Origin of the sequence: Pseudomonas sp. BF-RE-22, assembly GCF_019956155.1 — a bacterium.
Taxonomy (GTDB): Bacteria; Pseudomonadota; Gammaproteobacteria; order Pseudomonadales; family Pseudomonadaceae; genus Aquipseudomonas; species Aquipseudomonas migulae.
Window position 1 is genome coordinate 192,363 of sequence record NZ_JAHBDD010000055.1, and the last position, 12,741, is coordinate 205,103.

The window sequence follows — 12,741 nt, forward strand, 5'->3', positions numbered from 1 at the left end:
TAAAAAAATTAGCACTGCAAAAAGCACCCGCTCAGACACGAAAAAGCCGCGCATTAAGCGCGGCTTTTTTGTTTGGTGGGCCCACACGGACTTGAACCGTGGACCAAAGGATTATGAGTCCTCTGCTCTAACCAACTGAGCTATAGGCCCTCAGTAGGCCGCGGATTATAGCGACGGTTTCTCGGCTGTGCTATCCGAAAAATCCGATACGGCTATACGAAGAAACGTCGCGGCGAATTCGTCCGCCCGCAATGGCAAGCTGACGATGTAGCCCTGAATCTGTTCGCAGCCTTCTTCGGCGAGAAATAGTTGCTGCGCCAGAGTCTCGACACCTTCGGCTATCACGGTGAATTGCATGCTGCGACCCAGCGCGATGATGGCGCGAACGATTGCCGCATCGTGGGGATCATCCGGCAGGCCGCGGACGAAAGACTGGTCGATCTTGAGAATATCCAGCGGCAGGCGTTTGAGGTAGCTCAGGGAGGAATAGCCGGTGCCGAAGTCGTCGATGGCCAGTTGCACGCCCAGGTGTTTGAGTTGATGCAGCACCGCCAGCGCTTCCTCGGCCTGGCTCATGATGAAGTTCTCGGTAATTTCCAGTTGCAATAACCCGGGCTGAAGACCGTTGTCCTTGAGCAGTTGTTCGATCCGGCCGAGCAGGTTGGGTTGACGCAGTTGTGCGCCTGCGAGGTTGACCGACAGCGGGCCGAGGCATTCATAGGTCTGATTCCATTCGTACATCTGCCGACACGCGGTCTCGAGCACCCAGTCGCCGATTTGCAGAATCATCCCGTTCTCTTCGGCCAGCGGAATGAAGTGCTCGGGCGGCACGGCGCCGAAGGTCGGGTGATGCCAGCGGATCAGCGCTTCGGCGCCGACAAGGCGATGGTCCTCCAGGCTGATTTTGGGCTGGTAACACAGGGACAGCTCATTGCGCTCGATGGCACGGCGCAGCTCGTGCTCCAGTGCGACGCGCTCGCTGGCCTGGGCGGTCAGGTCGCGGGTATAGCTTTCGACCCGGTTACGGCCCTTGGCCTTGGAGCGATACATCGCCGCGTCGGCGTTTTTGACCAGCGTGGCGACGTCACAGCCGTCCTTGGGATACAGGCTGGTGCCGATGCTGGCGCTGATGAAGAACTCATGCTCGCCCGCCTGGAATGGCGCGCTGAAGCAGTTGAGCAACTTGGTTGCGATATTGTCGGCGTCGGTGGATTGCTGCAGGCCTGGCAGCAGGATGATGAACTCGTCGCCGCCCAACCGCGCCACGGTGTCGATATCACGCAACTGCTCCTTCAGACGCACGGCGATGCCCTTGAGCAGCAGGTCGCCGACCGGGTGGCCGAGGCTGTCGTTGATGTGTTTGAAGCGGTCCAGGTCGAGGAACAACACCGCGCCCTGGCCGCCGTTTTCCTGCTGGTTGTTGAGCGCGGTCAGCAGCCGGCTTTCGAACAGTGTGCGGTTGGGCAGGCCGGTGAGCGGGTCGTGGTGCGCCTGATAATCGAGTTTGGCTTGCGCGTGCTTCAGGCTGGAAATGTCCGCGAACACGGCAACAAAGTGGGTGATGAACTTGTCGCGGTTGCGCACGGCGCTGATGGTCAGCCAGCTCGGGTACAACTCGCCGTTTTTGCGCCGGTTGGAAATCTCGCCCTGCCAATGGCCTTCGGCGGTCAGTTGATGCCACATCGCCGCGTAGAAAGCGCTGTCATGCAGGCCCGAGGCAAGCAGGCGCGGGGTGTGGCCCAGTGCTTCGCTTTCGCTGTAGCCGGTAATTTCGGTAAACGCGCGATTGACCGCGCTGATGTGTTGCTGCGTGTCGGTGATCAAAACCCCCTCGGCGGTGCTCTCGAACACAGTCGCGGCTTGTTGCAGTTTTTCCTGCATCAGGTGTCGTTCGGTGATGTCCCGGGCGATGGTCAACATGCAGTCTTCATCGCCGATCGGCAGAGGACGGCTGGACACCTCGCAGAGGCGGATCTGCCCGTCGCTGCGGCGGATATGGCAACTGAAGTCACGGACGAAACCGTCCCGGTGCAGCAGGTCGAGCATCTGTTTGCGTTCGTTGAGGTTGACCCAGATCCCCAGCTCAAGCGCCGAACGATCCACCGACATCGCACTGTTGAAACCGGTAATGCGGCTGAAGCCTTCGTTGACCTCCAGCAGCAAGCCATCGCTCTGCCGGGACAGCAGCAAACCGTCGGGGGACGCGTGGAAGGCTTTGGCGAATTTCTCTTCGGACGTTTGCAGCTGTTGCTGGGTTTCCTTGAGCTTGCTGATATCGCGCACAACCACCACCAGCGCTGGGGTCGTATCCAGGTCGAAAGGTTCGGCGGAGATCAGGCCGGTAAACACTTGGCCATTGCTGCGGCGAAAGGGCATCTCCAGGTTACGGATGCTGCCGGCCTGCAAGCGTTGCAACAGGCCTGGCCCAACGCCAGGTATGCCCCAGATGTTCAGGTCGGTGGCGGTCTGACCAATGACTTCCTCGGCTTTGAGACCAATCTGCTCCTCGAACGCTTCGTTGACCTCCAGCAGACAGCCATCCGACAACCGAGCAATGACCAGAATATCCGGGCATTGCTGGAATACCGAGGCAAACTTCTGCTCCGACAGGCGCAACGCCTCTTCGGTGCGCTTGGTTTCGCTGATGTCGATCATCAGCCCGCGCATCACCGGCTCATGACCGTGCTCGATCAGGCTGACGATGTCGCGCACCCACAGGCAACGGCCGTCGGCGGTGATGACCCGGTAATCGAGGCTGTGATCGCGCCCGGCCAGGACTTCGTGATCGCAGAAGGTCTGGGCGCGGGTCAGGTCGGCGGGGTGGATGATGTTGCGCCAGAACCCCGGAATCAGCCAATGGGACAGGGGATAACCAAGTAATTCTTCGGCGTGGGGCGACACGTAGCTGTAGGTGAAGTCGGTGATCCGTGCTTCCCAGGCAATGGCCGAAAGGCTCTCCACCAGCCCGCGATAATGGTATTCGCTGCTGCGCAGTTCCTGTTCCAGGTCGACGCGGCGGGAGATTTCCGAACTCAGTCGGCGATTGATCCGGATGACCACCGCCAGCACGGTGATCAGCAACAGCAACCCCGGCAGGCCGTAAACGATCAGATCGGACCAAAAGGTTCGATGATCGAGGACGTTACCGACCCAATGTTCCTGGATGGCGCTGATTTCTGCCGGTGTCATGTCTGCCAGGACTTTGTCGAGGATGCCGACCAGAATCTTCTTGTTCTGAGGCACGCCCATGGCCAGTTGATAGCGATAGGGTGTCTCGCCGCTGACATAGAGCCCATCGAGCTTGAGTTGACGCAAACTCCAGACGCTGGAAGCGAGATCGCCGACCACCGCGTCCACTTCATCGGTCGCCAGTGCCTGCAAGGCCGAACTGACGTTGGGCATGCCCACCAGATTCAGGTCAGGGTGGTGAGTGCGCAGCAGTTCATGAGGCGCGTAGTTTTCCACCACTGCGATTTTCAGACCGTACAACTCTTCAAGCTTGTGCGGTTGAGCGCCTCCGACGTGGGCAAGAATGACGATCGGAAAGTCGAGGTAGGGGCGCGTAAACGCCAGGTATTTCTGACGCTCCGGGGTCGACATGATGCCCGGCAACAGGTCCAGTTTCGCTTGTCTGGCCTGCTCAAGCACAGCCGTCCAGCTCACAGGCTCGATGGGCGTGAGCTTAATGGCCAGGCGTTGGCGAATCAGGTCGATGTAATCCGCCGCAAGGCCCTGATAGCGGCCCTGATCGTCACGAAACTCAAAGGGTGGCCATGACGCATCGACACCCAAGCGTAAGTCAGGGTGGGCCGTCAACCAGCTACGTTCTTCGTCGGTCAGAGTCAGCGCGCCAGCCGTTGCGGTCCAGGTCATCAGCGACAGCAAAAAAAGCACGGTCGGCAGTCTGGGCATAACGGTCTCGTTATGGCTCGGGGGAATGTTTCGAGTGTAGACGGGCAATTCGGCGGGAGGGAAGTGCGGGGGATTTAATCTGCATAAAGCAAAACCCCCGGCCTGGGCCGGGGGTTTTGTGATCACTCGTCGAGGAAGGAGCGCAGATGCTCGCTTCTCGTCGGGTGGCGCAGCTTGCGCAGCGCCTTGGCTTCGATCTGACGAATCCGTTCACGGGTCACGTCGAACTGCTTACCAACCTCTTCAAGCGTGTGGTCGGTATTCATGTCGATACCGAAGCGCATGCGCAGAACCTTGGCTTCACGGGCAGTGAGGCCGGACAGGACTTCGCGAGTCGCTTCTTTAAGGCTCTCAACGGTAGCAACATCGATTGGCGACTGCATGGTCGAGTCTTCGATGAAGTCACCCAGATGGGAGTCTTCGTCATCACCGATCGGGGTTTCCATGGAGATCGGCTCTTTAGCGATCTTCAATACCTTGCGGATCTTGTCCTCAGGCATTTCCATGCGTTCGCCCAGCTCTTCCGGGGTCGGTTCGCGACCCATTTCCTGCAACATCTGCCGGGAAATACGGTTGAGCTTGTTGATCGTCTCGATCATGTGCACCGGAATACGGATGGTGCGGGCCTGGTCGGCGATCGAGCGAGTGATCGCCTGACGGATCCACCAGGTGGCATAAGTCGAGAATTTGTAGCCGCGGCGGTATTCGAACTTGTCTACCGCTTTCATCAAACCGATGTTGCCTTCCTGGATCAGATCGAGGAATTGCAGGCCACGGTTGGTGTACTTCTTGGCGATGGAAATCACCAGACGCAAGTTCGCTTCGACCATCTCTTTCTTCGCGCGGCGGGCCTTGGCCTCACCGATCGACATGCGACGGTTGATGTCCTTGATCTCGGCGATCGTCAAACCTGTTTCGGTTTCCAGCGCGGTCAGCTTCTGCTGGCAACGAATGATGTCCGGCTGCAGGCGACCAATGGCTTCAGCATATTTGCTTTTGCCTTTGGCCAGAGCGTCGCTCCAGCTTTCGTCAACTTCGTTGCCCGGGAACTGGCGCAGGAAGTCGGCACGCGGCATACGGGCATCACGCACGCACAATTGCATGATCGCGCGCTCTTGCTGACGCAGACGATCCAGGGCACTGCGAACACGCTCGACCAGGCCTTCGAATTGCTTCGGCACCAGTTTGATCGGCATGAACAGCTCAGCCAGGGCCAACAGTTCAGCAATAGCTGCCTTGTTGTTGCGACCGTGCTTTTTCAGAGCCTTGCGGGTGATTTCCATCTGATCAGCGACAGCGCCAAAACGCTGTGCGGCGATGATCGGATCCGGACCGCTTTCGGCTTCTTCTTCGTCATCCGAAGCTTCGGCGTCATCGTCGTCGGTATCGTCGTCCGCTTTCACGGCTTTCGGATCGACTGGCGGCGGCACTTCTGCAGCAGGCGGCGCAATGCCGTCGTCCGGGTCGATATAACCGCTCAGGACGTCGGACAGGCGGCCACCTTCGGTGGTGACGCGAGTGTATTCGGAGAGAATATGGTCAACCGTGCCAGGGAAGTGCGCAATTGCGCCCATCACTTCGCGGATGCCTTCTTCAATACGTTTGGCGATTTCGATTTCGCCTTCACGTGTCAGGAGCTCTACCGTACCCATTTCGCGCATGTACATGCGCACCGGGTCGGTGGTGCGACCGATGTCGGTTTCGACCGCTGCCAACGCTGCTGCTGCCTCTTCGGCCGCGGCTTCGTCGGTATCGGCGTCGGCCAGCATAAGGGAATCCTTATCTGGCGCAACCTCGAATACGTTGATCCCCATGTCATTGATCATGCGGATGATGTCTTCCACCTGTTCCGGATCTGAAATATCCTCCGGCAGGTGGTCGTTGACCTCCGCGTAAGTCAGGTAGCCCTGCTCACGACCAAGTGTGATCAACTCTTTGATACGAGACTGCTGTTGCGCTTTTCCGGACATAACACCCTATCCACTGAAGGTCTTGGCGGGCAAAAAACAAGCCGAGGATTATACCTGAGCTATGACCTCACGCGCCAGTTGAGGTCGGGTTTGGTACAGTCATATTGCGTTTTAATAGGTCGCGCATCTGATTTGCGATCTGATTTGCTTCCTCTGCGGTCAATCCCGGCTGTCTTGCTTTTCTGATAAGTGCTTCCAGGCTATCGGTGTGTTGACCGGCTGATAGCCTAGTAATGGTGTCTAAAAACTGTTGTTCAAGGTTGCCGCCTTCAATCAGCCATTCCTTTTCCGCCAATGCTTTGAGAAGACGTCCCTGCTCCGTCCCATGCCAGCGGGCCATTAACTGAATTGAGTTTAGCTTAGGATTTTTTTGCACGGCCTCGATAAGGGCCACCAGCAATTGCGCGTAGGTGTTGCTCTCATTGGCGAAGTGATCGGCGGTTTCTACCCTGCCGGCCAGTTCCGGATGATGAATGAGCGTGCGAAGCGCAATCAGGGTCGGGGCTTCCACGGCAATCGGTGTGCGCGGGGGGCTTTGTTGATCGCGATCACCGCCACGCTTGCCATTTTTGTCCCACGGTTTCTTGTCCCATTTCTTGCCGCCGGCGCCGGGTTTCTTCGGCGTCCATTCCTGCTGCGGCACGTACATCTCTTGCGCCTGCGGCTGATGGTAATCGCCGTAATCCGGCATCGCGTCGTAATCGATGCCCGGGTCGTAGGCAGGCGGCGCGTCCTGAGGTGCGCTTTGCACCAGCTGGCTCACGGCTTCGCCACTGAGTCCGGTGATTTCGGACAGGCGCTTGCGCATGAGGATCCGCAGGTTCGCGCCCGGAACCTTGTCGATCAGCGGCGCCGCGAGGGTGGCCATGTGGGCCTTGCCTTCGAGCGAGCGCGGGTCCGATTCCTCGGTCAGTTGCTGAAAGAAATAGTCCGCCAATGGCTGCGCGTGCTGGTTGATCCGCGCGCGGAAAGCATCGGTGCCTTCGGAGCGGACCAGCGTATCCGGGTCTTCGCCTTCTGGCAGAAACAGGAAGCGCGCCCGTCGCCCGTCTTGCAGGCAAGGCAGGGTGGCTTCCAGTGCTCGCCATGCGGCGTTACGGCCAGCCTGGTCGCCGTCGAAGCAGAACAAAACGTTGGGCACGACGCGAAACAGACGCTTCAAGTGCTCTTCGCTGGTGGCGGTGCCGAGTGTGGCGACGGCATTGCGCAGGCCTTGCTGGGCGAGGGCGATGACGTCCATGTAGCCTTCGACGACGATGATTTCGTCGAGGTTACGGTTGTTTTTGCGTGCTTCATAAAGGCCGTAGAGTTCCTGGCCCTTATGGAATACCGGGGTTTCCGGTGAGTTCAGGTATTTCGGTTTGTCATCGCCCAATACCCGGCCACCGAAAGCGATGATGCGCCCGCGGCTGTCGCGGATCGGAAACATCACGCGATCGCGAAAGCGGTCATAACGCTTGCCGGTTTCGGCGTTTTCGATCAGCAGGCCGGCATCGACCATGGCTTTCTGTTGCAGGGTGTCACTGCTCAAGTGCTTGAACAGGTTGTCCCAGCCGGGCGGAGCGAAGCCGAGGCCGAAGTCCCGGGCGATCTCGCCCGTCAACCCGCGACCCTTCAAGTAATCCACCGCGGCTTTGCGCGACGGATGGCTTTTCAGTGCCTGGCGATAGAAATCGGCGGCGGCAGTGAGCAGCGGGTACAGCGGCGAGTCGGTTGGCTGCCGCGGTTTGTGCGGCCTGCCGCTTTCTTCGCGGGGGATTTCCATGCCGGCGGCTTTGGCCAGTTCTTCGACAGCCTGGATGAAGTCCAGGTTGTCGTGGTCCATCATGAAGCCGAGGGCGTTACCGCCAGCACCGCAGCCGAAGCAGTAATAGAACTGCTTGTCGGGGCTGACGCTGAAAGACGGGGTTTTTTCTTTGTGGAACGGGCAGCAGGCAGTGTAGTTCTTGCCGGCCTTTTTCAGTTGCAGGCGCGAGCTGACCACATCGACGATGTCGGTGCGGTTCAGAAGGTCGTCAATGAAGCTCTGGGGAATTAGCCCGGCCATGGCGGTCTCGTCATCTGCGCTGAAATGGACCCAAAACGAAGGGCCGGCGAACGCGGGTCATTGCTTGAGGCGCGCAAAGTGTGCGGCTCGACCAGTGTCGTCTGCGTAATCGCTGTCGGGAAGTGTATCTGCCGAAAATCCACTGACGTTAATACCAATCAGTATTCGACTATTTGAAAGTGTTTCGCTGAATCCGCTGCGGCCAGTCGATGGCCTCGGATAGCTCATAAGCGGGCACGCAAGAAGGTGCCTTGGGCTGATCGTCGTGAGAGGAATCAGTGGGTGTGCTCGTCAGTAGCCTTGGAAGGCTCGTCAGAAAAGACGTGCACCGCTGGCAAAAGAGCCAGGTCTGACGCTGTGAAGCAGGTTTGTCTCGGTCGCGTCTGCGGCTTTGACGGTGAAGCATCAAGCGTTGTCCGCAAATGCCATTAGCCCGGCTGAGGGCCGGGCTTGGCAGAAGCTTGCTACGAACGTCTGTGTATTAGTACAGACGAACGGCGCGGCGCTGTTCGCGCTGAACTTTCTTGGCGTGACGCTTAACAGCGGCTGCTGCTTTGCGCTTACGCTCAGAAGTTGGCTTCTCGTAAAATTCGCGGCTACGAACTTCAGCCAGTACACCGGCTTTTTCGCAGGAGCGCTTGAAACGACGCAGAGCTACGTCGAAGGGTTCGTTCTCTTTTACTTTGACGGCTGGCATCCAGAGCTACCTTCATTCATTACCGGGGTCAACATCCTCGCGGCAAAAGAGCACTTGAAGACGTCGGTTTTTAAGGGTTGCGGATGTTAACCCCTCATCGCTCGGAATGCAAAGCCTCTGATCGAAAACCGCTAGTCGGGGCATCACATGGCGACTATTATGCGCGCCTTCGAATTCAGCCTAAACAAGGCGCAAACCCATGCTAGTACTGGGATTAGAAACCTCCTGCGACGAAACCGGTGTCGCATTATATGACAGTGAACGCGGCTTGCTGGCCGATGCGCTGTTCAGCCAGATCGATCTGCATCGCGCCTATGGTGGCGTCGTGCCGGAGCTGGCTTCGCGTGACCACGTCAAACGCATGCTGCCCTTGATTCGTCAGGTGTTGGCCGAGGCGGGCTGCGTGCCCACCGAGATCGACGCGATCGCCTACACCGCGGGTCCGGGGCTGGTCGGGGCGCTGCTGGTCGGTGCTTCCTGTGCTCAGGCGCTGGCCTTTGCCTGGGGCATTCCTGCGCTCGGCGTGCACCACATGGAAGGCCATTTGCTGGCGCCGATGCTGGAGTCGCAACCGCCGGAATTCCCGTTCGTCGCTTTGTTGGTGTCGGGCGGTCATACGCAGCTGGTTCAGGTCGACGGGATCGGTCAATACACGCTCTTGGGTGAAACCCTCGACGATGCTGCCGGTGAAGCCTTCGACAAGACTGCGAAGATGATGGGGCTGAATTATCCGGGCGGTCCGGAAATCGCTCGTCTGGCGGAGCAAGGCGTTGCAGGACGTTTCACTTTTCCGCGACCGATGTGCGACCGCCCGGGCCTGGCTTTCAGCTTCAGTGGCCTGAAAACCTTCGCCCTCAACACCTGGCAGCAGAGCGTCAGCGCCGGGGACGACAGCGAGCAAGCCCGTTGCGACATCGCGCTGGCGTTCCAGCAGGCCGTGGTGGAGACTTTGACCATCAAGTGCAAGCGCGCCCTGAAACAGGCGGGCATGAAGCGTCTGGTCATCGCAGGGGGCGTCAGCGCCAACAAGGCACTGCGCTCTTCACTGGAAAAAATGCTCGGCGACATGAAGGGCGACGTGTTTTACGCCCGTCCGGAGTTCTGCACCGACAACGGCGCAATGATTGCGTTTGCCGGCTGCCAGCGCTTGCAGGCCGGTCAGCATGAAAGTCTGGCAATCAGCGTGCAGGCACGCTGGCCGATGGAGCAATTGTCAGGGCTGTGATGAGCGGCGCTCACGTCCGGTATTTAAAAATGCCGTTCGCGCCCGGCAAACAGGTCGCGTAGATTGCCCCGATGACGCCAGACGATCATGCCCGTGAGCGCGCTCATGGGCAGCAAGGCCGCCGGTTCCTGCCAGGCCAGCAGCGGCAGGGTCAGCGGTGTGGCGATCAGCGCGGCGAGTGAGCTGGTGCGGGTCAGGTAGAACGTCAGCAGCCAGGCACAGACCGCCAGCAGGGCTGCTGGCGGGTAAAGCCCCAGTAACATGCCGGCAGCAGTGGCGACACCTTTGCCACCGCGAAAGCGAAAATACAGCGGGAACAGGTGACCGATGACGGCACAAACGCCGATCCAGGCCTGTTCTTGCAGCGAAAGACCCGCAACACCGGCGATCAGTACCGGCAGCAGCCCTTTGCAGAGGTCGCCGATCAAGGTCAGGATGGCGAGTTTCTTGCCGGCCAGACGCAACATGTTGGTGGCACCGGCATTGCCCGAGCCACTCATTCGCGGATCGGGGTTACCGGTCAGGCGGCTGAGCAAAATGGCGAAGGACAGAGAGCCGAGCAGGTAGGCGAGAGTCGCCAGTAACCAAAACATGCTAACTATTCCGGGCGAGGACGCCCTGATTCTAACGGCGCATTGCGCCCTTGTCGTGCAGCGGAGAAAAGTGCTTGGACAGAGTGTTTATCGAGGGCCTGGAAGTCGACACCGTGATCGGTGCCTACGACTGGGAGCGAGGCATCCGACAGTGCTTGCGTCTTGATCTGAGCTTCGCCTGGGACAATCGCCCGGCCGCGGCGGGTGATGACTTGACCCTGGCGCTCGATTACGCGAGCGTTTCGTCGCGCATCCAGGCCTTTGCCGAGCAAGCGCAGTTCCAGTTGGTCGAGACCTTTGCCGAACGTCTGGTTGAAGTGCTGATGAGCGAGTTCAACATCACCTGGATGCGTCTCAAGCTGACCAAGCCAGGTGCCGTCCCGGCGGCTACCGGTGGTGTGGGCGTGGAGATCGAGCGCGGATGTCGCTGACTCAGGTGTACCTCGGGCTCGGTAGCAATATCGAGCGCGAAACCCATTTGCAGGCTGGCCTGGAAGCCCTGGCGGGTTTTCTGGTGGATATAAGATGCTCGGCGGTGTTTGAAAGCCAGCCGGTGGGGATCAAGAGCGGGCCGTTCTTCAATTTCGTGGTTTCGGCTTACACCGATTTGCCGCTGATAGAACTGGACCGCCGACTGAAATTCATCGAGGCGGACAACGGCCGCTATGCACCGGACCGCAAGGGTTTGCCGCTGGATATCGACGTGCTGTTGTTCGGTGATTTGGTGGGCAACTTCGACGGATTGATTCTGCCGCGGGCAGAGATCCTGAAAAACGCCTTCGTGTTGTGGCCGTTGTCGCTCATTGCGCCGGATCGTGTGCATCCGGGTGTAGGTAAAAGCTTTGCGGCGTTGTGGGGCGAAGCGCAGATTGATCAGGTGTTGGCGCCGGTGGCGTTTGAATGGCGTGGGGAGCCGTTGACTCCCCAGAATTTGCTGTGACCTGAATGACGCCTTCGCGGGCAAGCCTCGCTCCTACAGGACAACGCATATCTGTAGGAGCGAGCGGTGCGGCGATCCGACTTGCCCGCGAAGCTTTTTAGGCGGACGCCGCCTCTTTGTAGGCTTTCAAAGCTTTTAGCCGCTCACGCTTGATCGCCTCTCCCAACTCCGGCCCCTTGAATCCCTTCTCCAGCAGCGGTTGTACCGCCACGCTGCGGGCTGCATTCGCCGCCCCGCGCAAATAATCCGCCTGTGGATAACTTCTCTGCTCCAGCCCTTTGCGCCCGCGCGCGTCCATTTCACACGCCGCAATAAACTCTTCAAACCGCTGCGGACGACGATAGACGTCAAAACTCTGAAGCAGCTCCAGCAGCGTCGAGGGCTTTAGCTCCAGGGCGCGATGGCCATGGGTGTGATACTGCCCCACCAGCAAAGCCAGTTCCTGGCAGTCCTTCGGTGCCTTGAAACGTTCATTGACCGCTTTGATCAGCTTCAGGCCGGTGTGTTCGTGGGCGATGTGCCGCGGCCAGTCTTCTTTCGGCGTCAGTCCTTTGCCCAGGTCATGCAGCAGGCAAGCCCAGCGCACAGTCAGTGGTTGTTTGTGCAACGCTGATTGCTCAAGCACGCTCAAGGTGTGTACGCCCGTGTCGATTTCCGGGTGATGAGCTTCCGGTTGCGGTACGCCGAACAGGGCATCGACTTCTGGCATCAGCACCTTGAGAGCGCCGCACTCGCGCAGCACTTCGATAAACACTTGCGGTTGATCTTCCAGCAGGGCGCGGGAAATTTCTTTCCAGCTGCGTTCGGCGGTCAATGCCTCCAGTTCGCCCGACTCGCTGAGTTGGCGCATCAGCTCCAGCGTTTCCGGTGCGACGGTGAAGCCCAACTCCGCATAACGAGCGGCAAAGCGCGCAACACGCAGAACACGGAGCGGATCTTCGGCGAATGCGGGGGAAACGTGACGCAGAACGCGAGCTTCGAGATCGCGTTGGCCATGGTACGGGTCGGTCAAATTCTGTTGATCGTCTTCGGCCATGGCGTTGATCGTCAGGTCGCGACGAATCAGGTCTTCTTCGAGGGTGACTTCGGGGCTGGCGTGAAAGGTAAAACCGCCGTAACCGCGTCCGCTTTTGCGTTCAGTCCGGGCGAGGGCATATTCCTCACCACTTTTTGGATGAAGAAACACCGGGAAGTCCGCGCCCACCGGGCGATAGCCCTTGGCGAGCATTTCTTCGGTGGTGGCGCCGACCACGACCCAGTCGATATCGGTGACAGGTTTGCCCAGCAGGCGATCGCGTACCGCCCCGCCGACTTTATAAATCCGCATAAAAAACCTCCGTTAGCCCGACAGAATAAC

9 protein-coding genes and 1 tRNA gene are annotated in these 12,741 nt (G+C 59.1%); 3 read left to right on the top strand and 7 right to left on the bottom strand.

The genetic code is table 11. The features are described from left to right. Positions 1 to 73: 73 nt before the first annotated feature. The 5 genes from KGA82_RS23485 to rpsU all read right to left on the bottom strand — a co-directional run bounded on the left by KGA82_RS23485 (position 74) and on the right by rpsU (position 8,626). A tRNA-Ile gene (locus KGA82_RS23485) sits at positions 74 to 150 on the bottom strand. 15 nt (positions 151 to 165) lie between these two features. Continuing rightward, positions 166 to 3,912 (bottom strand): bifunctional diguanylate cyclase/phosphodiesterase, encoded by a 3,747-nt coding sequence (locus KGA82_RS23490; protein WP_223452638.1) that lies wholly within the window; start codon positions 3,910 to 3,912, stop codon positions 166 to 168. Positions 3,913 to 4,034: 122 nt separating this feature from the next. Next, positions 4,035 to 5,882: an RNA polymerase sigma factor RpoD gene (rpoD, locus tag KGA82_RS23495; RefSeq protein WP_008027035.1), complete on the bottom strand. Its 1,848-nt coding sequence runs from the start codon at positions 5,880 to 5,882 to the stop codon at positions 4,035 to 4,037. A gap of 67 nt (positions 5,883 to 5,949) precedes the next feature. Beyond that, the gene (dnaG, locus tag KGA82_RS23500) at positions 5,950 to 7,929 is read right to left on the bottom strand and encodes a DNA primase (RefSeq protein ID WP_223452639.1); all 1,980 of its coding nucleotides are present in this window, start codon (positions 7,927 to 7,929) and stop codon (positions 5,950 to 5,952) included. A gap of 481 nt (positions 7,930 to 8,410) precedes the next feature. Then, positions 8,411 to 8,626 (bottom strand): 30S ribosomal protein S21, encoded by a 216-nt coding sequence (gene rpsU, locus KGA82_RS23505; protein ID WP_002551877.1) that lies wholly within the window; start codon positions 8,624 to 8,626, stop codon positions 8,411 to 8,413. 199 nt (positions 8,627 to 8,825) lie between these two features. Between rpsU and tsaD the strand changes: the two genes are divergently transcribed. After that, positions 8,826 to 9,851: a tRNA (adenosine(37)-N6)-threonylcarbamoyltransferase complex transferase subunit TsaD gene (tsaD, locus tag KGA82_RS23510; protein WP_008027039.1), complete on the top strand. Its 1,026-nt coding sequence runs from the start codon at positions 8,826 to 8,828 to the stop codon at positions 9,849 to 9,851. Between the two features lie 23 nt (positions 9,852 to 9,874). Here tsaD and plsY read toward each other — a convergent pair whose 3' ends face one another. Beyond that, positions 9,875 to 10,444, bottom strand: a complete 570-nt coding sequence (plsY, locus tag KGA82_RS23515; protein ID WP_008027042.1) for a glycerol-3-phosphate 1-O-acyltransferase PlsY — start codon at positions 10,442 to 10,444, stop codon at positions 9,875 to 9,877. A 74-nt stretch (positions 10,445 to 10,518) separates the two neighbouring features. On the opposite strand from plsY, the gene folB reads away from it, so the two are divergent. Both folB and folK read left to right on the top strand, forming a co-directional pair. Then, positions 10,519 to 10,875 (top strand): dihydroneopterin aldolase, encoded by a 357-nt coding sequence (gene folB, locus KGA82_RS23520; RefSeq protein WP_008027044.1) that lies wholly within the window; start codon positions 10,519 to 10,521, stop codon positions 10,873 to 10,875. Then, positions 10,866 to 11,384 carry a 2-amino-4-hydroxy-6-hydroxymethyldihydropteridine diphosphokinase gene (gene folK / locus KGA82_RS23525; protein WP_223452640.1) on the top strand — a complete coding sequence of 173 codons (519 nt, stop codon included), beginning with the start codon at positions 10,866 to 10,868 and terminating at the stop codon, positions 11,382 to 11,384. Before folB ends, folK begins: the two co-directional genes overlap by 10 nt. A 97-nt stretch (positions 11,385 to 11,481) precedes the next feature. Here the strand turns inward: folK and KGA82_RS23530 are convergent, their stop codons facing one another. Then, positions 11,482 to 12,711 carry a multifunctional CCA addition/repair protein gene (locus tag KGA82_RS23530; protein ID WP_223452641.1) on the bottom strand — a complete coding sequence of 410 codons (1,230 nt, stop codon included), beginning with the start codon at positions 12,709 to 12,711 and terminating at the stop codon, positions 11,482 to 11,484. Positions 12,712 to 12,741: the final 30 nt, after the last annotated feature.